Origin of the sequence: Paraburkholderia sp. JHI2823 (assembly GCF_038900695.1) — a bacterium.
Lineage (GTDB): Bacteria > Pseudomonadota > Gammaproteobacteria > Burkholderiales > Burkholderiaceae > Paraburkholderia > Paraburkholderia mimosarum.
Window position 1 is genome coordinate 215,270 of record NZ_JAYMRY010000009.1, and the last position, 20,154, is coordinate 235,423.

The window sequence follows — 20,154 nt, forward strand, 5'->3', positions numbered from 1 at the left end:
GTGTGCGCCGCAACCGCAGTTGCCCGAGCTGCTACCCCGCTATTACTACCGCCCCCTTTGTTGCCGCCGCTGTTGTTTCCGCCACCGCCTTTTCCGCCGCCGGAGTTGCCGGAAGCACCTCCCGACCCGTTCGGTCCCGGCCCACCTGCAGCCGCGCTGCCGCTGCGGCCGAGGCCCGCCCCGCCAGACGGGCCCCCAGTGCTGGCTGTCGCAGCGCCCGCGCCGTGACTCCCACTGCTGCCGCTGCTGCCGCCGCTCGCACCCGACGAACCCGAGCCGCCATGGCTTGCGCCGTTGCCCCGAATACAAGTGCCGCCTGGGCAGCGAACGCAATCGTCTGCTGCGAACACCGTGGAAACGTCACTCGCGAGATTCGATGAATCGGATTCCGAATCAGTTCCCGCGAGTGCTCCTGATGCAGTCGATCCCCCGGCAAACGATTGCGCAGCCGCCGCGCCGAAGGCCCCGAAGCCTTCCGCGCCGCTCACCGGCAGTGGTGCGTCGGCAACGAGAATCACCGGGTTGACGATGTCGTCGGCGCCTCCCGCGTGCGCGGCGATCGCGGGAAACAGCACACCCGCTCCCATCGCACACATTGCCGTATTTTTCATCGTTTTCTCCCCGCGAGGCGGCTGTCGTGTACGCCGCCGCCTACGCCCCCGTGCAGGGTTGCCCGCCTTTTGCGCGGGCGCCGATCCCCGTCTGGCCAATAATCTGCTTCGCTCCGGCTGCGGTACTTCCGTACAACGTCCCCTCAAAGGCACCCGGTTCGACCGCGAGCCGGATGACCGGTTTAGGCAGGACTGCTTGTGGATCGCCGGAGCCCGCGGAACGGGATGGCGGATCACATGCGCGTCGAGCGGCCAGTCATCCGATCGCCAGGAGCGACGCCCCGCGTGTGTCGCGCTGGATAGCGGCGTCCGAATGCCCGTTGCGGATATAGCCAGTTTTGTGCCATCGGCCCGGGAGTGGCGTACGGGGCGGACTTGATAATCGATATATCGCCTGTCTGCCCGGAAATCCGCTGAAAACGTTTCGATGATGAAACGCACCAGCCGAAGTGGGCGATGCATGTTGCAGAAGCGGACTGCGCAACGAATCTGCGCGCAATATGCGCGGCGGCGCACTGTCAGTTCGCGGGTTGTGCGTCTGCGGCGGCGCGCTGCAGTGCGCGCAATTCGTCTATGGGAATGTGGCAGAGTATGCGATGGCCGTCGCCTGCATCGGCAAACGGCGGGGCCACCTCGTCACAAAGGGCGCCCAGCTTGCGCGGGCAGCGCGCGCTGAATGGGCAGCCGTGTGGTGTGCGCTGCGTGCCGCTTGTCGAAGAAGGGCCCGGGGAGCGTGCCGCGAGCAGCGTCTCTGTATAGGGATGCCAGGGACCGTCGAACACTGCGCCGGCCGGCCCGGTCTCCACGATGCGGCCTGCGTAGAGCACGACGATGCGATCGGCGAGATAACGCACCACATCGAGATCGTGCGAGATGAACAGATAGCTCACGCCGCGTTCTCGCTGCAGGCGGGCGAGCAGATTGAGGATGGCGGCCTGCACGGAGACATCGAGCGCCGACGTCGGCTCGTCGCAGATCACGATACGCGGCTCGCCCGCGAACGCCTGAGCGATCGCCACGCGTTGCTTCAGACCGCCGGAGAGTTGCCGTGCGCGCGCCGAGAGATAACGCGCGGGCACGCGCACGGCTTCGAGCAGCCCCGCAATGCGCGACTCGTCCGGGGCATCGTGGTCAATGGCGTTGTCGTGCCGCCGGACAAGTGCGCGCGCAATCAGCCGCTTCACGGGCAGCGCGCGATTGAGCGAGGCGTCGGGATGCTGGAATACGACGCGCAGGGCCGCGCGCTCGCCGCCGCGCCGCCGCGCCACGTGGGCGTGCAGGCGCTGGCCATCGAGTTCGACGGTGCCGCCCGCGTCGGGTGCGTTCAGGCCGAGCAGCAGCCGCGCGAGTGTCGTCTTGCCGCTGCCCGATTCGCCCACGAGGCCGAGCGTCTCGCCTGCGCGCAGTTCGATCGATACGGCGTCCAGTGCACGCACTGCTTTTGCGCCGTGCCCGAAGGTCCGCGAGACGTCGAGCGCGCGCAGCACCACGCGCGGCTCGGTTTCGCGATCGTGGTCGCCGGAGCCATGCAAGCCATCGCCGCTTTCGCTCAGATTCGCAAACGGCAATTCGATCGCGCGCTCGTGATAGTGACAGCGCGACATCTGCTCGCCATGCGGCGACGTCATGCGGTGCGGCGGCGGCGCCACTTCACGGCAGCGCGCATCGGCCAGGCGGCAGCGCGGCGCATAGATGCAGCCAGGCGTACTCGCGCCCGGCGCGGGCAACTCGCCGGGTATCGTGTCGAGCGCGCCTGCATGCTTGTTGCGCCCATGCGTCGGCAAGCAGCGCAGCAGGCCGACCGTGTACGGATGCCGCGCGCGCTCGAACACGTCGCGCGTGGCGCCTTCCTCCACGAGCCGCCCCGCGTAGAGCACGCCGACGCGCTCGCACATGCGCCCGATCACCGCGAGGTCGTGACTGATGAGCAGCACCGCCATGCCCAGCTCCGCTCGCAGTCTCGCGATGAGGTCGAGCACTTCGGCCTCGACGGTGGCGTCGAGGCCCGTCGTCGGCTCGTCGAGAATCAGGAGCGCGGGATTCGACGCGAGCGCCATCGCGATCACGACGCGCTGCTGCATGCCGCCCGAGAGCTGATGCGGGTAGCTCGCCAGCACGCGCCCTGGATCGGCAATGCGTACGCGTTCGAGCATCGCGTGTGAGCGCGCCCGCGCCGTGCTCGCGTCGGCACCCGCGGCTTCGAATGCCTCGCTCAGCTGACGCGCAATCGTGAGCGTGGGGTTGAGCGCGCTGGCGGGATCCTGATAGACCATCGAAACGGCGTTGGCGCGCAGCATGCGCAGCCCGTCGGCGTCGAGTGCGAGTACGTCGTCGCCCGCGATCGCGATGCGCCCGGCTTTCACGCGGCCGTTGCGCGGGAGATAGCGCAGCGCGGCCAGCGCGACCGTCGACTTGCCGCAGCCCGACTCGCCGACGAGCCCGTACGCTTCGCCGCGCCGGATGCGCAGCGATATGTCGGTGAGCACGTCGCGATCGCGGCCGCGCACGCGGTAGGCGACGGTCAGGCCGACGAGCGCCAGTGCGTCGTCGTCGCGCGGGGCGCTGAAGGTCGCGAGAGCGGGGCGCGCAGAGGCGGGTCGGTTCACGATGCGAGCACCTCCCCCAAACTGTCGGCGATGAGGTTCACGGCCACCACGAGCGAGGCGATGGCGAGCGCGTCGAACGCTACGGTCCACCACGCGCCGCCCGCGAGCAGCGTATACGACTCGGCGAGCGCGAGCCCCCAGTCCGCGGACGGCGGCTGAATGCCAAAGCCGAGGAACGAGAGCGTCGCCACCGCGAAGATCGCATAGCCCAGTCGCACCGTTGCCTCGACGACGATGGGCGGCCACACGTTCGGCAGGATCTCGGTGAACATCACCGCGAGCGCGCTCGCGCCGCGCAGGCGCGCGGCCGCCACGTAGTCGAGATGGCGCTCGGCGAGCACCGCCGCGCGCACCGTGCCCGCGACGAGCGGCGCGAACGTAATGCCGATCACGAGCACCACCGCGAGATTCGAGGCGCCCACGGCGGCCAGCACGAGGAGCGCCACGATCACGAGCGGCAGCGCGAGCACGGCGTCTAGCGTGCGCGCGACGAGCGTGCCGAATGCGCCTTCGAAATAGCCCGTGACGAGCCCGAGCGCCGCACCCGCGAGCGTGCCGACGAGCGTCGCGAGCGGCGCGATCGTGAGGATGTCGCGGGCGCCCACGATCACGCGCGAGCAGATGTCGCGGCCGAGTTGATCGGTGCCGCACCAGTGCATGCGATCGGGCGGCATGAGCGAGCTGAGCGGGTCGGACGCATAGGCGTCGTGCGGCGCGAACCCCGCTCCTGCGAGCGCGCAGACGATCCACCACACGAGAATCAACGCGCCGGCGACGAACGAGGGCGAGTGCAGCAAGAGCTGCAGCGTGTCGCGCACGCGGGTGTCGTTGAGCGTATCGTCGGGCGGGTCGCCGCCCGGCGGTTCGTCGCCCGAGCCGCCCGGATAAATTGCTTCGGATGCCATATCGTTCATGCGCCTCCCGGCGTGCGCAAGCGCGGATCGAGCAGTGCGTGCAGGGCGTCGGCGGCGAGATTGGCGACGGTGTACACCGCGCCCACGGCGAGCACACCCGCTTCGAGCAACGGGAAGTCCTTGGCTTTCGCCGCGTTGTAGATAAGAGAGCCGATGCCCGGATAGCGGAACAGCGACTCGACTACGACGAGCCCGCCGATCAGGTAGCCGAGCTGCGTGGCCGCCACCGTCACGGTAGGCAGCAGGGCGTTGCGCAGCACGTGGCGCACGATCACGACATGGCTCGGCAGCCCCTTGAGGATCGCGGTGCGCGTGTAGTCGGCGTCGAGCGCCGCGATCGTGCCGGCGCGCGCGATACGCGCGAGATAGCCGAAGAACACGAGCACGAGCGGCAGCACGGGAAGCACGAGATGGCGCAATTGAGCCAGCACGCCCGCGCCTTCCGGCGCGGTGGCCTCGATCGGCAGCCAGCGCAGCCATACGCCGAAGATGAGGATCAGCACGATCGACGAGACGAACTCCGGCACGGCGCTCGCGCACAACCCGCCCGTGCTGATCGCGCGGTCGACGAGACGGCCTTCGTGCAGCGCCGCCCATACGCCGCCTGCAATACCGAGCGGCACCACCACGACGAATGCGAGCAGGCCGAGCCTGGCCGACTGCGCGAGCGCTTCGCCCACGAAGGGCGCCACGGGTTGCTTGTAGGTCCACGACATGCCGAAGTCGCCGCGCACGGCATGCGTGATCCACGAGAGATATTGAACGAGAAGCGGGCGGTCCGCGCCCAGTTCGTGGTTGAGGGCCGCGACGGCGCGAGCGTCGGCGAGCGGTCCGAGCACCGCGCGCCCGATGTCACCGGGCAGCAACTGGCCGCCCGCGAATACGAGCACCGAGAGGAGCCACAGCGTGAACATCGCCCACGCGGCGCGTCGGCCGAGAAACCGCGCGACGCCCGCGCGCGCGGCGAACGAGTGGGCGTTCGTCGTGCGGGCCGGATGCGGTGCTGGTGGGAGCGGAGTGGCCATCGAACCTCCGTTTCGGGTGCGCTCGTGTCGTGCGCCGCGTTCAGGCGGCGAGCGTCGCGCGGTCGAAATAGAGCTGGGCGAGCGCCGTGAAGCGCACGCCCGAGAGCACGGCGCGCTGTGCGATCAACTGGTCGTAGAAGTACGGGATGATCACGGGCGTTTCTTCCAGCAGCAAGGTCTGGATCTGCCGCGCCACCTGCTTCTGCGCGGCCACGTCGAGCGTCGCCGCGAACTGCGCGACCAGCTTGTCGTACTGCGCGTTGCGAAAATGCGCAGCATTCCACGTGCCGCCCGAGGTGAGCGGCGCGTTGAGAAACACGTTCGGCACGCCGCGATGCCCGTAGTCGGTAATGCCGAGCGGCGAATCGAGCCAGTCCGATTTGCCGGACGTGCCCGCGCCGTAGTACTGCGACTGGCTCTCCACCTTGAGCGCGATGCGAATGCCGATCGCCTTCGCCGCGTTCTGCACGACCACGGCGAGGTCCGGTATTTCCATGTACTTCTCGGTGGTGAGCGTCGCGTCGAAGCCGTTGGCGACGCCCGCCTGCGCGAGCAACTGGCGAGCCTTCGCGAGATCGATCTTGCGCTGCGGCACGTCGGTCGCCGTCGAAGGGAACATGGGCGCGAACGGGCTGTCGTTGCCCACCACGGCGCGGCCCTTGAAAAGCCCGCGCACCATCACGTCGCGGTCGAGCGCGAGCGCGAGCGCCTGGCGCACGCGTTTGTCCTTGAACGCTGGCGAGTCGTTGCGCATGTGGATCTGGCGGTGCGCGCTCGAACGCACACCGATCACCTTGAAGTCGGGATTGTTGAGTATGCCGATGCCGCCCTGCACGGTGAAGGTGCCCATCACGTCGGCCTGATGGCCCTGGAGTGCGAGCAACTGCGCCTGCTCGTCGGCATAGAACGCGAAGTCAACGCGCGCGGGCAGCGCCTTGTCGCCCCAGTAGTCGGGATTGCGCACGAAACTCGCGCCGCGCCGGGCCTCGAATTTGCCGAGCTTGAACGGCCCGGTGCCGATGAAGCTCTTTTCGTAATTGCCCGCATAGTTGGCGGGCAGCATTACGGCGTTGTAGTTGTCCGAAGAAACGTAATAGGCGAAGTTGCCGTTGGGCGCATCGAGGTGGAACTCGACGGTGTGATCGTCGATGGCCTTCGTGCCGCCTTTCGAGAGCACGCCCTTGAGCACCGAGAGCGCCGCCGACCCGCTTGCCGGATCGGCGAGGCGATCGAACGTCGCCACCACGTCTTTGGCGCCGAACGGCTGGCCATCGTGGAATTTCACATTGGGGCGCAGCTTGAACGTCCAGACGTCTGCTTTGGCGTTCGCTTGCCACGAGAGCGCGAGGGCGGGCTGCAGATGGCCTTCGGCGTCGTCGTTGGCGAGGAATTCACCGGTCTGGTTCAGAAGGCACAGCGCGCCCGCGTCGGTCACGGTGAGCGGATCGACGGCGCCCGCGGGCATGAGGTGCGCCACGCGGATCGTCTGGTTGCCGGGCCCGGCCGCGCCTTGCGCTTTGGCGCTGCGAGGGAAGGCGAGTCCGGCAAGGGCCGGCAGCGCCGTGAGGCCGATCGCGCTCGCATAGCGCAGCAGTTCGCGGCGCGTGAGGCGGCCGGCAAGGAATTCGTCGAGGGCGTGGTTGCCGTGCTCGCCGGCCTGAGGGCGCAGCGGGTCGAGGCGGGACAGGAGCAGACGGCGGGACTGCGGTCGGTTCATCGGTGCGGGTTTCCGTGCGGTTCCGTTCAGGGGACGCGCGGCCCGAGGGCGCGCGACGGCGGCATGCGGTACGGCAGACGACGAATGGCTGCAGCGGGGTGCAGCGTGTTCCGGCTATCGAGCACGAAAGCCGGGCCTAGTTTACGCGCTTTCGGCGAACGAGGCGAAGGGTAGGGTTTCGTTGGGTTGCACGCGGCCGGGCGCCGTGCGAGAAGGGCAGGCCCGACTCAACGCGCCGCAGCGGGCCGCCGCCAGCGATGGAACAGCACCGAGCCGATCCAGCACGCGATGAACGCGGCGACGATGGCGTAACCCAGCTCGCCGAAGCGCTCGTTCAGTCCGGCGACGAACGACCACGCGCCGCCGCTCGCACCGAGCTTCTCGCCGATGAGCCCGAGCGCCTCCACGCCGCCGATCACGATCGCCACGAGCGCGGAGACGAACGTGATGCTCGCGTTGTAGTAGAGCTTGCGTCTGGGGTCGTCCATGGCCCAGCCGTAGGCGTGGACCATCAGCACGTTGTCGGTGGAATCGACAAGCGTCATGCCTGCCGTGAAGAGCGCGGGGAACACGAGGATCGAATACATCGGCAGGCCCTTGCCCGCTTCGGAAGCGGCGATCGTGAGCAGGCCGATTTCGGTCGCCGTATCGAAGCCGAGGCCGAACAGCACGCCCACGGGGTACAGGTGCCAGCTCTTCGTGACGAGCGCGAAGAGCGGACGCAGCGCGCGCGAAAAGAGGCCCGCGGGCGCGGGTGCTACGACCGCAGCGGCGAGCGCCGCATCGCCGCCTTGCTGCGCGCGCCGGTAGCGCAACCACACGTCGCGCAGGATCACGAGGTTCACGCCCGCGAGCACCAGCAGGAACGTCGACGACACGAGCGTGCCGATGGTCGAGCCGATCTCGTGGAACCGCTCGAAGCGGCCATGCAACGAGACGGCCGTGAGCGCGATGCCGAGCGTGGCAACGATCACGACCGTCGAATGGCCGAGCGAAAAGGCGAGCCCCACGCCGAGCGGACGCTCGCCGCGCTGCATGAGCTTGCGCGTGACGGCGTCGATGGCGGCGATGTGGTCGGCGTCCACCGCATGGCGCAGGCCGAAGCCGTAGGCGAGCAACGCGGTGCCGAGCAGCAGCGGATGGTGGCGAAACGCGATCAGCGCCCACGCCCATGCGCCGAGATTGGCGGCGATGAGTGCGGCATAGAGCGGAATCAGGCGTGCGCGGAGCGAAGCGGCGGTACTCGTCATCAGGTCGTATCGTCGTGGGAAGCGGTGGGTGCGGCTCGGCGCTCAATGCTCGTGCGGATGGCGGTGAATGGGATCGACCCAATAGACCGTTTCGGGCTTCTCCACGGCGTCGATGTTCAGGTTCACGACCACGGCCTCGTTGTCGCTGCGCACGAGCACGCATTCGAGCGGATCGTCGGTGCTCGCGTTGATCTCCTGATGCGGCACATAGGGCGGCACGAAGATGAAGTCGCCGGGGCCCGCCTCGGCCGTGAATTCCAGATGTTCGCCCCAACGCATGCGCGCGTGTCCGCGCACGACGTAGATCACGCTCTCCAATGCGCCGTGATGATGCGCGCCCGTCTTCGCGTTCGGATGGATCGTCACCGTGCCCGCCCAGATTTTCTGCGCGCCCACGCGCGCCGCGTTGATTGCGGCAGCGCGGTTCATGCCCGGCGTTTGCGCGGTGTTGGTGTCGAGCTGATCGCCGCGAATCACCTTCACGCCGTGCTCGCGCCAGTCGGGCGTCGCGTCGTCGTGATGATCGTGGCCGTGGTCGTGGCTCATCGTCGTGTCTCCTTTTCGTTGGCAGCCGTGCGCTTGCCTGCGGATACATCGGCGCATTGTGGCACGGCCAAAATAGCGACGTGCTCGGCGCCGCGCCGCGCCGGTGCCCCGCATGCCGGGCGGAAAAAAGCCTGTTCTCGCGGCAACGCACGAGAACAGGCTGGTTGGCGCGCATGCCGGGTTCGTACCCGGCCATGCGATCAGGACTTCTTCGCGTTGATGACCGCTTCGGCCACGTTCTGCGGCGTTTCCGCGTAGTGCTTGAACTCCATCGTGTACGTGGCGCGGCCCTGCGTGAGCGAACGCAACGACGTCGAGTAGCCGAACATCTCCGAGAGCGGCACTTCGGCGCGCACGATCTTGCCGCCGCCGCCCGCGATATCCTCCATGCCCTGCACGATGCCGCGGCGGCTCGAAAGGTCGCCCATCACGTTGCCCATGAAATCTTCAGGCGTTTCGACTTCCACGGCCATCATCGGCTCGAGCAGAACCGGCTTCGCCTTGCGCATCGCTTCCTTGAAGGCCATCGAGCCCGCCATGCGGAAGGCGTTTTCGTTGGAGTCCACGTCGTGGTAGGAGCCGAACGTGAGCGTGACCTTCGTGTCGACCACGGGATAGCCCGCGAGCACACCCGCCTTGAGCGTTTCCTGAATGCCCTTGTCGACCGCCGGGATGAACTCGCGCGGAATCACGCCGCCCTTGATGGCGTCGACGAACTCGTAGCCCTTGCCCGGCGCCTGCGGTTCGAGCGTGATGACAGCGTGGCCATACTGGCCGCGCCCGCCCGACTGCTTGACGAACTTGCCTTCGACATCCTCGACCTTGTTCTTCACGGTCTCACGATACGCCACCTGCGGCTTGCCGACGGTCGCTTCTACGCCGAACTCGCGCTTCATGCGATCGACGAGAATTTCGAGGTGCAGCTCGCCCATTCCGGAGATGATGGTCTGGCCGGATTCCTCGTCGGTTTGCACGCGGAACGACGGGTCTTCCTGCGCGAGACGATTGAGCGCGATGCCCATCTTCTCCTGGTCGGCCTTGGTCTTCGGCTCGACGGCCTGCGAGATCACGGGCTCGGGGAAGATCATCCGTTCGAGCACGATGGCGTGCGCGGGATCGCAGAGCGTGTCGCCCGTCGTCGCTTCCTTCAGGCCGACTGCGGCAGCGATGTCGCCCGCGCGCACTTCCTTGATTTCCTTGCGCTCGTTCGCGTGCATCTGCAGGATGCGGCCGAGGCGCTCCTTCTTGTCCTTGGTCGCGTTGAGCACCGTGTCGCCGGAATTCACGACGCCCGAATAGACGCGGAAGAAGATCAACTGGCCGACGAACGGATCGGTCATGATCTTGAACGCGAGCGCCGAGAACGGCTCCTCGTCGCTCGGATGGCGCTCGATTTCCTTGTCGTGGAGGTCGTGGCCGAGAATCGCGGGCACGTCCACGGGCGAGGGCAGATAGTCGATCACGGCATCGAGCATCGCCTGCACGCCCTTGTTCTTGAATGCGCTGCCACAGAGCATCGGCACGATTTCGTTGGCGATCGTGCGCTTGCGCAGCCCGCCCTTGATTTCCTCCTCGGTCAGGCTCTCGTGGTCGTGGAGGTACTTTTCGAGCAGCGTTTCATCGGCCTCGGCGGCGGCCTCGACCATCTTCTCGCGCCACTCGTGCGCGAGCTCGACGAGGTTCGCGGGGATCTCCTCGTACGCGAACTTCACGCCCTGGCTCTCGTCGTCCCAGACGATCGCCTTCATCTTCACGAGGTCGACCACGCCCTGGAAGTGATCTTCCGCGCCCACCGGAATCTGGATCGGCACGGCCACACCCTTCAGACGTTCGCCGATCTGCCGCTGCACGCGGAAGAAGTCCGCGCCCACGCGGTCCATCTTGTTGACGAACGCAATGCGCGGCACCTTGTACTTGTTCGCCTGGCGCCACACGGTTTCCGACTGCGGCTGCACGCCGCCCACGGAGTCGTACACCATGCATGCGCCGTCGAGCACGCGCATGGAGCGCTCGACTTCGATGGTGAAATCGACGTGCCCCGGGGTGTCGATGATGTTGATGCGGTGTTCGGGGTAATTGCCGGCCATGCCCTTCCAGAACGCGGTCGTCGCGGCCGAGGTGATCGTGATGCCGCGTTCCTGCTCCTGCTCCATCCAGTCCATGGTCGCCGCGCCGTCGTGAACTTCGCCTAGCTTGTGATTCACGCCGGTATAGAAAAGGATGCGCTCGGTTGTCGTGGTTTTGCCGGCGTCGATGTGAGCGCTGATCCCGATGTTGCGATAGCGCTCGATGGGGGTCTTGCGAGGCACGGTGATCTCCTTGGAATGACGCGCCATGGAAGCTGCCGGGCGGCACGCGGCGCGGCCAGCGCGCGGCCCGATGCGTCGCATCGCGCGAGCCTCGAGTGGCACACGCCATGCGCGGGATTTATAGGATAGCGCTTGCGCGGCGCTTTTGCAGGACGTGCGTCGCGGCGCGGAAGGCGCGCACGGCGGCGCCAGGCGGGAAGGGGCCAAAGGTGGGCCGACCAATGCGTCGCGGCGCTCGCGGGCGCAAAAAAAGCCGGCGCCGCTTGCGAGCGGGTGGCCGGCTTGCGCTTCGCGCGCCGTGTGCGAAAGCGTGAGTGATGGCGGCGCCGTTACTGCAGCGGCGGCAATCCCTGAATCTTCATGCCGGGCTTGATGCCCTTCGCCGAAAACCAGCCTTTGGGCATTTCGAGCGCGAACACGCCGTTGTTGCGCGGGCAGTGGTTGTTGGTCGTTTCGGCCTGCATTTCGTCGATGTCGGTGATCGTGCCGTCGGCGCGCATAAAAGCGATCGACAACGGGATCAACGTGTTCTTCATCCAGAAACAGTGCACGGCGTTCTCGCCGAACACGAACAGCATGCCTTCATTGGGCCCGAGCTGCGAGCGGTACATGAGACCTTGCTCGCGATCCGCGTCGTTCGCGGCTACGGCAGCGTCGATGACGAACATGCCGGCCGTGAGCTTCACGCGCGGAAATTCGCCGGGCTGCCTGGCGCCTGGTGGCATCTGTTGCGCCTGGGCGATGCTCGACGTTGCCGTCGTGGTGAACGTCAGCGCCGCGAGAGCGGCAAACGGCAATGCAACGGCAAGCGCGCAGCGCACGAAGAACGGGCGCAGGGAAAATCGCACGAGAGGCTCCTTGCTTCAGGTTAATCCGCGCATGTTACGCGACCAGGTCAGAACGGGTCAAAATGCGCTGCGCGCGTCGTCCAGCGGGGCGTGCATGTCGAAAAAAACGGCCAAAAAAAATGCGGGCAAACAAAAAGGCAGAACGCCTTGCGGCGCTCTGCCTTTTGCGCTGAAGAGCGGCAACGAATGCCGTTCCTCGAAGCGTCTTACAACAGGCTTACTCCGAAGCTGCCGAAGCGGCTTCAGCCTTCGCTGCCTTCTTGTGCGACGACTTCTTGTGAGCCTTCTTGTGCGACGACTTGTGAGCGGCCGAAGCAGCAGCAGCCGGAGCAGCCGAAGCAGCTTCCGGAGCCGAAGCTTGTGCGAATGCAGCCGACGCGAAGAGGCCAGCGACCAGAGCAGCGATCAGTTTGTTCATTTTGTGAATCCTCAGCTTGAGTTGATTAACCAAGTGACCCGGTTATTGGAGTCAGGTCGGTAAACGTGCCATCCACCTTTCGGTTGACAGTCACCTTCAACAAATTCACGAGAACTTGCGTGGGTGCGTCTGCCAGCGGTCGGGACCATGCATTGCTGCGAGGACCCTGAAGGCTGAATGCCGGATAGCTTCGGGGCGGCATCTGCGTCGAATAACGCATGGTCTCGCGAGACGGTTGACGCGAAGTTTTCATTTGCTTCGTAACGAAACGAAACAGCAAAGAGGGGGACGTGTCGCGCGATACGAAGGAGATCAAGCAACAAGCGAAAAGTGCTTGCGCAACAGCTACTTGTGTTTTTTTGGCGTGTTTTGCCACGGTGCGCTGGAGGACACTTCGGTGCTTTCGCCGGGCGCGAGGCCGAGCGAAAAAATATCGAGCGCGCCGATCGCGACACGCACGAGTCGCAGCGTCGGAGAGCCCACCGCAGCGGTCATGCGTCGCACCTGACGGTTCTTGCCTTCGCTGATCGCGATCTCCACCCATGTGGTCGGTATCGCGGCGCGATAGCGAATCGGCGGATTGCGCGGCCATAAATTGGCGGGCGCCGCGATGATTTTTGCTCGACACGGCTGCGTCACGAAATCGCCGAGGTCGACGCCGCGTTCGAGCGCCGCAAGCGCTGCCGTATCGGGCGCACCTTCCACTTGCGCCCAATAGCGTTTCACGAGCTTGCGCCGCGGTTCTGCGATGCGCGCCTGCAATGCGCCGTCATCGGTGAGCAGCAGGAGACCTTCGCTGTCGGAATCGAGCCGGCCCGCCGGATAGACCCCCGGTACCTTCACCCAGTCCGCGAGTGACTGTCGCGTTTCGTGTGGCGAGAACTGACAGATCGTACCGAACGGTTTGTTGAGGGCGATCAGACGCATGGCGGGGTGGCGGGAGGAAATGACGGGTAAGCGCCGAGATCTTAAGGCAAAAAGCGTTTCGACGATTCATGTGTCTTATATAAGACAATCGGTTCACCTGCCATCGAAGGCGGCTTCCCACTCACACGCCAGGAAGCGATGGGAGCGGCACGCTCGCGCAGGGCGTGGGCTAGAATAACCGCCAGATCCTCGTGCCGACGGGCGCGCCAGTGCAGCATCGCGCGCAGTGCGTCGCATGCCGCTGGACCGTGTTACTGCAAATATCGACCGCTCCGGATGTCGAGAAGCCATAACGGCGAGATGCCGCTTCGCGCCGGGCGAGAAAGCCTCGCCGCCGCCCGCAGGCTCCGGGCGCCTCGTCAACCTGCTTTCAAGAGCTTGCCCCTAATGGAGTCGATCATGCCTTATCAGCACATCCTCGTTCCGACGGGCGGTGAAAAGATCACCGTCAATCCGGATTTTTCGCTCAACGTCTCGGACCAGCCGATCATCCCGTACATCGAGGGCGACGGCACGGGCGTCGACATTACGCCGGTCATGCTCAAGGTGGTCGACGCGGCGGTCGAAAAGGCCTACGGCGGCAAGCGCAAGATTCACTGGATGGAAATCTACGCGGGGGAGAAGGCCACCCGCGTGTATGGCCCCGATGTGTGGCTGCCCGAAGAGACGCTCGATGTCGTCAAGGAATACGTCGTGTCCATCAAAGGGCCGCTCACGACGCCTGTGGGCGGCGGCATCCGGTCGCTGAACGTCGCGCTGCGCCAGCAACTCGACCTCTACGTGTGCCTTCGCCCCGTGCAGTATTTCAAGGGCGTGCCTTCTCCGGTGCGTGCACCGGAGAAGGTGAACATGGTGATCTTCCGCGAGAACTCCGAGGACATCTACGCGGGTATCGAATGGCCCGCGGAATCCGAAGGTGCGAAGAAGCTCATCAAGTTCCTGCGCGAAGAACTGGGCGTGTCGAAGATCCGCTTTCCGGACAGCTCGGGCGTCGGCATCAAGCCGGTCTCGCGCGAGGGTACGGAGCGCCTCGTGCGCAAGGCGATCCAGTACGCGATCGACAACGAGCGCCGCTCGGTCACGCTCGTGCACAAGGGCAACATCATGAAGTACACCGAAGGCGCGTTCCGCGACTACGGTTATGCGCTTGCGCAGAAGGAGTTCGCGGCGGAACTGGTCGATGGCGGCCCGTGGATGAAGATCAGGAATCCGAAGACGGGCGGCGACATCGTGATAAAGGACGTGATCGCCGATGCGTTTCTGCAGCAGATCCTGCTGCGACCGGCCGAGTACGACGTGATCGCCACGCTGAACCTCAACGGCGACTACATCTCCGACGCGCTCGCGGCACAGGTGGGCGGCATTGGAATCGCACCGGGTGCGAATCTTTCGGACTCCGTGGCAATGTTCGAGGCCACGCATGGCACCGCGCCGAAGTATGCGGGCAAGGATTACGTGAATCCGGGCTCGGAGATTCTCTCTGCCGAAATGATGCTGCGCCATCTCGGCTGGTTCGAGGCGGCCGACCTCATCATCGCGTCGATGGAAAAGTCGATTCAGCAGAAGCGGGTCACTTATGACTTCGCGCGTCTGATGGAAGGAGCGACGCAGGTGTCGTGCTCCGGCTTCGGACAGGTGATGATCGAGAATATGTGAGCATGATGGGCGGCCGCGCCGTGTCCATGACGTTCTGCGGGCGCGCGCGGCGCAGCGTCGCGCGTATCGCGATGTCTACACTGCGATATCATGGCGTATCCGCCCAGCCCCTTCCTCGCCCCTGTCGCATGCCTTTTTTGTGTCGTCTTCTTCTTGCTTGCCTGTTTGCGCTCTTTGCCGTGCGCGGTGCCACGGCATGCGAGCACGCACAGCGTCTTGCGCAGCCGCAAGCCGTCGTGATGGCGGGGAATGATTGCGGCAATACAAGACCCGCAGGCGTGACGAAAGCTGACGGCCACGTCTCGCATCATGCGTGCGGCACGAATTGTTGTGTCGCGGGTTGCGGCGCGCACTGCGGCGCCCCTCCGGCCGCGTCGGCATTGGGCATGCAAGCCCCCGCTCGTTCCACGCTCACCGTTGTTCCCGTGCCGATGCGTGCGGGAATTACGCACGCTCCTCCTTTGCCTCCCCCCATCGTCTGAGTCGGGCCGCTAGCGCTTCGCGGAGCGCGGTCCAGCAGTGACTCCGAAGTGCTTCGTGCGCGCAAGGCGCAAGCGAAGCGATTCGCCGCACGCGCGTCGCGCCTGTCGTAGCGCGTCGCGTGCTCAGGCATCACGAGGTAAGAGGAATTCATCGATGAAACGAAGAGCATTTCTGTCCGGCGCGTTGAGTGCCGCCACGGCGACCTTGTTCGCGCGCCACGCATTGGCACAAGCTGCGGACGATACGATGCACGCGATGCACGCGGCATCGGCCACACCGGCGATGCCGGGCAACACGATGCATCCGCCAGAGGCACTCGCCGCCGCGGATGCCTTGCCCGCTGGCGCACCCCTCGCCGCGCTGCGCACGCTCGCCAACGAGAGCCGCGAGCCGGGCCAGTTCCGCGCGACACTCGTCGCGCAGCCGGCCGCGCGCGCACTGCTGCCGGGCCGCCCGCAAACGGTCTTCTGGCAATACGACGCTGGGTCGGCGCTCCACAGCGACGGCCCGGTCATCGGACCGTCGATCGACGTGCGCGAGGGTGACACTGTCGAAATCACGTTCGTGAACCGGCTGCCCCAGCCGTCGACGATCCATTGGCACGGCCTGCCCGTGCCGCCCGAACAGGATGGCGATCCATCGAATCCCGTCGCGCCAGGCGAGCGGCGTGTCTACCGCTTCACGCTGCCGCCGGGAAGTGCGGGCACCTACTGGTATCACCCGCATCCCCACATGCTGAGTTCCGAGCAGGTGTTTCGCGGGTTGGCCGGGCCGTTCATCGTGCGCGCCGCCGACGATCCGCTGGCCGCGTGGCCGGAGCGCCATCTGTTCGTCTCGGACCTGAAGCTCGCCGCGGACGGCACGATTGCCGCGAACGGCATGATGGACTGGATGAACGGCCGCGAAGGTCAGTTCGTGCTGGTCAACGGTGCGAGGTTGCCGCACATCGAAATCGTGCGCGACGAGCGCTGGCGCATCTGGAACGGCTGTAACGCGCGATACCTGCAGCTCGCATTCGACGACGGCCGCGCCTTCACGCAGGTGGGCACGGACGGCGGTTTGCTGGGGGCGCCACGCGAGGGTGTCACGGCACTCCTGCTCGCACCGGGCGAGCGAGCGGAGCTGATCGTACGGGCTGGGCAGAATGCGTCGCGCGCGTCGTTGATCGCCGCGCAGTACGACCGCCGAAAAATGTCGATGTCGCACGGCAGCTTGCCGCCGGGGCCGACGATTGCGTTGGCGAACGTGCGCTTTGCGCCGGGTAGCGCAACGCAATCCGCACTGCCTGCGCGCCTGCGCGACATTGCCCCGCTCGGTGCATCGGGTTCGCAAACGCCGCCGAAAAAGAGTGTGGTGTTCACCGAAGCGATGGACATGCAAGCAATGCACGCACCGGGTGCGTCCACACAGCCCATGCCGCGCGGCATGCAATTCATGGTGAACGGAGCGGTATTCGACCCGGAGCGCGTGACGCTTGCGAGCCGGCGCGGCGAGGTGGAGCACTGGATGATAGGAAACGCCACGGACATGGACCATCCGTTTCATCTGCACGGCACGCAGTTCCAGGTGCTCGCACGCGAGCAGGGTGGTGTGCGCCAGGCAGAGGAATTACTCGCGTGGCGCGATACGGTGAACGTGCGGCGCGGCGAAACCGTGCACATCGCAACCGTTCAGCACGAGGCGGGCAAACGCATGTTTCATTGCCACATCCTCGAGCACGAGGATCTCGGCATGATGGGCACGTTGCTCGTGAGCTAGCACGCGAACGTTAAAAAACGATGAAGCCAAAAAGAAACCCGGCCGAAGCCGGGTTTCCAAGGTACGGGTACCGAACGGATCAGGCTGCAGCCTGAATGTTCGATGCCTGTTTACCCTTCGGGCCTTGCACGACCTCGAAGCTCACTTTCTGACCTTCTTTCAGGGTCTTGAAACCATTCATCTGAATGGCCGAAAAGTGAGCGAACAGGTCCTCGCCGCCTTCATCCGGCGTAATGAACCCGAAACCCTTCGCGTCGTTGAACCACTTGACCGTACCGGTTGCCATACCAACTTCCCCTGTAACTCATGTCACTACCACGAGCAGTTCGAAAAGCCAAACGATCGCAGTGCGATCGCCCCCTCCTCACAAGCTCACCAACGGCATTTTTCCGAATATAAGGCAGTTGAAAAAAGTGCCAGCTTGATTGTTGGGGCTCTTTATTCTGCTGTCAAGAATATTTTGAGACGTTCGCTGACGCGTTGTAAAGAACGCATTTCCAGGGTTTTTCCTGCTTTTCGCCGATGCTGCGCGCAGGTGTGCGGCGCATCTTGAAAAATCGCGGGAGCGACGCACATGCGAATGCACCGCAGCATCGAATGTGATGCCGAGCGTGCGGGCGCCTACAGTCGCTTTCCACGGCAACGCCAAGGTTGTGCGATACTCGATTCAACGGTGGCGTGAAAGCTGCTCGCAGCAGGATTATGTACCGGCCCCGCAGCCGGTCGAAGGGATCGGGGCCGGGCCAGGGCGCACATCAATTGCTTGCAGCGGGACGCAGGTCGGGAGCGCCGGGTTCACCGGCCGGCCGGTCAGGTGACGGCAGGATTGCGGGCCTGTCCGAGTTGTTTAGAATGGGTGTATGGCGATTATCCCGGACAAGCAGGATTCAACCGTACTGGAGCGGCAGGAGCAAAAGGTCAAACCGCCCTCCATGTACAAGGTCGTGCTAATGAATGACGACTACACGCCGATGGAATTCGTCGTGATGGTCGTGCAGGAATATTTCAATAAGGACCGCGAGACCGCAACGCAGATCATGTTGAAGGTGCATCGCGAGGGCAGGGGTGTTTGTGGGGTCTATACGCGGGACATCGCGTCGACCAAGGTTGAGCAAGTCGTTACCCATGCACGGCAGGCCGGGCATCCGCTGCAGTGCGTGATGGAGGAAGCATGATTGCCCAGGAACTGGAAGTCAGCCTGCACATGGCGTTCATGGAAGCACGTCAGGCGCGGCACGAGTTCATAACGGTCGAGCATCTGCTCCTGGCGCTGTTGGACAATCCAACAGCGGCAGAAGTGCTGCGCGCGTGTGCCGCCAATATCGAAGACCTGCGACAGAACCTGCGCAACTTCATTCACGACAATACCCCCACGGTTCCCGGCACGGATGACGTCGATACGCAGCCGACGCTCGGGTTCCAGCGCGTGATCCAGCGCGCGATCATGCATGTCCAGTCCACTTCCAACGGCAAGAAGGAAGTGACGGGCGCGAACGTGCTGGTCGCCATCTTCGGCGAGAAGGATTCGCACGCGGTCTACTACCTGCAGCAGCAGGGCGTGACGCGTCTGGACGTCGTGAATTTCATTTCGCACGGTATCGCGAAGACGGGCAGCGGCGAAGCCGCCAAGGCCAGCGACGCGAACGCAGAAGCCGAAGACGCCGCCGGCCAGAAGGAAACCCCGCTCGCCCAGTTCACGCAGAACCTGAACCAGATGGCGAAGGATGGCCGCATCGATCCGCTCATCGGCCGCGAACTGGAAGTGGAGCGCGTGGTGCAGGTGCTGTGCCGCCGCCGCAAGAACAATCCGCTGCTCGTGGGCGAGGCCGGTGTCGGCAAGACCGCGATCGCGGAAGGGCTCGCCTGGCGCATCACGCGCGGCGAAGTGCCGGACATTCTCGCCGACGCCCAGGTCTATTCGCTCGACATGGGCGCGCTGCTCGCGGGTACGAAATACCGCGGCGACTTCGAGCAACGCCTGAAAACGGTGCTGAAGGAGCTCAAAGAGCGGCCGCACGCGATTCTCTTCATCGACGAAATCCATACGCTGATCGGTGCGGGCGCCGCATCGGGCGGCACGCTCGACGCGTCGAACCTGCTCAAGCCGGCGCTCTCGTCGGGCACGCTCAAGTGCATCGGCGCGACGACGTTCACGGAATACCGCGGCATCTTCGAGAAGGACGCGGCGCTTTCGCGGCGCTTCCAGAAGGTCGACGTGGTCGAGCCGACCGTCGAGCAGACCGTGGCGATCCTGCGTGGCCTGAAGTCGCGTTTCGAGGAGCATCACGGCGTGAAGTATTCGTCGGGCGCGCTCAATGCAGCGGCTGAACTGTCGGCGCGCTTCATCACGGATCGACACTTGCCCGACAAGGCGATCGACGTGATCGACGAAGCGGGTGCGGCGCAGCGCATCCTGCCCAAGTCGAAGCAAAAGAAGACCATCGGCAAGAGCGAGATCGAAGAAATCATCTCGAAGATCGCGCGCGTGCCGGCGCAAAGCGTGTCGCAGGACGATCGCAGCAAGCTGCAAACGCTCGACCGCGATCTGAAGGCCGTGGTGTTCGGCCAGGATCCGGCAATCGACGCGCTCTCGGCCTCGATCAAGATGGCGCGCGCGGGCCTCGGCAAAACGGACAAGCCAATCGGTTCGTTCCTGTTCTCGGGTCCGACCGGCGTCGGCAAGACGGAAGTGGCGCGCCAGCTCGCGTTCACGCTCGGCATCGAGTTGATCCGCTTCGACATGTCCGAGTACATGGAGCGCCATGCGGTGAGCCGCCTGATCGGCGCGCCGCCGGGTTATGTCGGGTTCGACCAGGGCGGTCTGCTCACCGAAGCCGTCACGAAGAAGCCGCACTGCGTGTTGCTGCTCGACGAAATCGAGAAGGCGCACCCGGACATCTTCAACGTGCTGCTGCAGGTGATGGACCACGGCACGCTGACCGACAACAACGGCCGCAAGGCGGACTTCCGCAACGTCATCATCATCATGACGACGAACGCGGGCGCCGAGGCAATGAACAAGTCGACGATCGGCTTCACGACCCGCCGCGAGCAGGGCGACGAAATGGCCGATATCAAGCGCCTGT

At 65.2% G+C, this 20,154-nt stretch carries 15 protein-coding genes; 4 read left to right on the forward strand and 11 right to left on the reverse strand.

The window, feature by feature from the left end; genetic code table 11:
* Nucleotides 1-1,129: 1,129 nt before the first annotated feature.
* The 10 genes from VSR34_RS13400 to VSR34_RS13445 all read right to left on the reverse strand — a co-directional run bounded on the left by VSR34_RS13400 (nt 1,130) and on the right by VSR34_RS13445 (nt 13,171).
* Nucleotides 1,130-3,217: an ABC transporter ATP-binding protein gene (locus tag VSR34_RS13400; RefSeq protein ID WP_342962676.1), complete on the reverse strand. Its 2,088-nt coding sequence runs from the start codon at nt 3,215-3,217 to the stop codon at nt 1,130-1,132.
* Nucleotides 3,214-4,131: an ABC transporter permease gene (locus tag VSR34_RS13405; protein WP_342962677.1), complete on the reverse strand. Its 918-nt coding sequence runs from the start codon at nt 4,129-4,131 to the stop codon at nt 3,214-3,216. Before VSR34_RS13405 ends, VSR34_RS13400 begins: the two co-directional genes overlap by 4 nt.
* On the reverse strand, nt 4,128-5,156 hold the full coding sequence (locus tag VSR34_RS13410) for an ABC transporter permease (protein WP_342962678.1): 1,029 nt from the start codon (nt 5,154-5,156) through the stop codon (nt 4,128-4,130). Before VSR34_RS13410 ends, VSR34_RS13405 begins: the two co-directional genes overlap by 4 nt.
* Before the next feature lie 40 nt (nt 5,157-5,196).
* The gene (locus VSR34_RS13415; protein ID WP_342962679.1) at nt 5,197-6,873 is read right to left on the reverse strand and encodes an ABC transporter substrate-binding protein; all 1,677 of its coding nucleotides are present in this window, start codon (nt 6,871-6,873) and stop codon (nt 5,197-5,199) included.
* Nucleotides 6,874-7,100: 227 nt separating this feature from the next.
* Nucleotides 7,101-8,123, reverse strand: coding sequence for a HoxN/HupN/NixA family nickel/cobalt transporter (locus VSR34_RS13420; RefSeq protein WP_028213397.1), 1,023 nt, complete (start codon nt 8,121-8,123; stop codon nt 7,101-7,103).
* 42 nt (nt 8,124-8,165) lie between these two features.
* The gene (locus VSR34_RS13425) at nt 8,166-8,669 is read right to left on the reverse strand and encodes a cupin domain-containing protein (protein ID WP_342962680.1); all 504 of its coding nucleotides are present in this window, start codon (nt 8,667-8,669) and stop codon (nt 8,166-8,168) included.
* Nucleotides 8,670-8,869: 200 nt separating this feature from the next.
* On the reverse strand, nt 8,870-10,978 hold the full coding sequence (fusA, locus tag VSR34_RS13430; RefSeq protein ID WP_342962681.1) for an elongation factor G: 2,109 nt from the start codon (nt 10,976-10,978) through the stop codon (nt 8,870-8,872).
* A 329-nt stretch (nt 10,979-11,307) separates the two neighbouring features.
* Nucleotides 11,308-11,826, reverse strand: a complete 519-nt coding sequence (locus VSR34_RS13435; protein ID WP_028213394.1) for a DUF192 domain-containing protein — start codon at nt 11,824-11,826, stop codon at nt 11,308-11,310.
* A 217-nt stretch (nt 11,827-12,043) separates the two neighbouring features.
* Nucleotides 12,044-12,244 (reverse strand): hypothetical protein, encoded by a 201-nt coding sequence (locus tag VSR34_RS13440; RefSeq protein WP_028213393.1) that lies wholly within the window; start codon nt 12,242-12,244, stop codon nt 12,044-12,046.
* A 345-nt stretch (nt 12,245-12,589) separates the two neighbouring features.
* Entirely contained in the window at nt 12,590-13,171 is a 582-nt protein-coding gene (locus tag VSR34_RS13445; RefSeq protein ID WP_342962682.1) for a pseudouridine synthase, read from the reverse strand.
* Nucleotides 13,172-13,570: 399 nt separating this feature from the next.
* Here VSR34_RS13445 and icd point away from each other — a divergent pair, with 399 nt between their 5' ends.
* Together icd and VSR34_RS13455 are read left to right on the forward strand one after the other, a co-directional pair.
* The gene (gene icd / locus VSR34_RS13450; RefSeq protein ID WP_028213391.1) at nt 13,571-14,827 is read left to right on the forward strand and encodes an NADP-dependent isocitrate dehydrogenase; all 1,257 of its coding nucleotides are present in this window, start codon (nt 13,571-13,573) and stop codon (nt 14,825-14,827) included.
* Between the two features lie 636 nt (nt 14,828-15,463).
* On the forward strand, nt 15,464-17,068 hold the full coding sequence (locus VSR34_RS13455) for a multicopper oxidase family protein (RefSeq protein ID WP_342962683.1): 1,605 nt from the start codon (nt 15,464-15,466) through the stop codon (nt 17,066-17,068).
* A 79-nt stretch (nt 17,069-17,147) separates the two neighbouring features.
* Here the strand turns inward: VSR34_RS13455 and cspD are convergent, their stop codons facing one another.
* Nucleotides 17,148-17,354: a cold shock domain-containing protein CspD gene (gene cspD / locus VSR34_RS13460; RefSeq protein WP_017776809.1), complete on the reverse strand. Its 207-nt coding sequence runs from the start codon at nt 17,352-17,354 to the stop codon at nt 17,148-17,150.
* A 574-nt stretch (nt 17,355-17,928) separates the two neighbouring features.
* Here cspD and clpS point away from each other — a divergent pair.
* Together clpS and VSR34_RS13470 are read left to right on the forward strand one after the other, a co-directional pair.
* Nucleotides 17,929-18,243, forward strand: coding sequence for an ATP-dependent Clp protease adapter ClpS (gene clpS, locus VSR34_RS13465; RefSeq protein WP_028213389.1), 315 nt, complete (start codon nt 17,929-17,931; stop codon nt 18,241-18,243).
* Nucleotides 18,240-20,154: AAA family ATPase (locus VSR34_RS13470; protein WP_342962684.1), on the forward strand; the 1,915-nt coding region annotated here is incomplete at its 3' end. The genes clpS and VSR34_RS13470, both read left to right, overlap by 4 nt.

Bases quoted from the DNA above. Each gene is read 5' to 3' on its own strand.
- VSR34_RS13415 (WP_342962679.1), bottom strand. From the start codon at position 6,873: ATGAACCGACCGCAGTCCCGCCGTCTGCTCCTGTCCCGCCTCGACCCG.
- VSR34_RS13425 (WP_342962680.1), bottom strand. From the start codon at position 8,669: ATGAGCCACGACCACGGCCACGATCATCACGACGACGCGACGCCCGAC.
- VSR34_RS13410 (WP_342962678.1), bottom strand. From the start codon at position 5,156: ATGGCCACTCCGCTCCCACCAGCACCGCATCCGGCCCGCACGACGAAC.
- VSR34_RS13420 (WP_028213397.1), bottom strand. From the start codon at position 8,123: ATGACGAGTACCGCCGCTTCGCTCCGCGCACGCCTGATTCCGCTCTAT.
- VSR34_RS13440 (WP_028213393.1), bottom strand. From the start codon at position 12,244: ATGAACAAACTGATCGCTGCTCTGGTCGCTGGCCTCTTCGCGTCGGCT.
- clpS (WP_028213389.1), top strand. From the start codon at position 17,929: ATGGCGATTATCCCGGACAAGCAGGATTCAACCGTACTGGAGCGGCAG.
- VSR34_RS13455 (WP_342962683.1), top strand. From the start codon at position 15,464: ATGAAACGAAGAGCATTTCTGTCCGGCGCGTTGAGTGCCGCCACGGCG.
- VSR34_RS13445 (WP_342962682.1), bottom strand. From the start codon at position 13,171: ATGCGTCTGATCGCCCTCAACAAACCGTTCGGTACGATCTGTCAGTTC.
- cspD (WP_017776809.1), bottom strand. From the start codon at position 17,354: ATGGCAACCGGTACGGTCAAGTGGTTCAACGACGCGAAGGGTTTCGGG.
- VSR34_RS13405 (WP_342962677.1), bottom strand. From the start codon at position 4,131: ATGAACGATATGGCATCCGAAGCAATTTATCCGGGCGGCTCGGGCGAC.
- icd (WP_028213391.1), top strand. From the start codon at position 13,571: ATGCCTTATCAGCACATCCTCGTTCCGACGGGCGGTGAAAAGATCACC.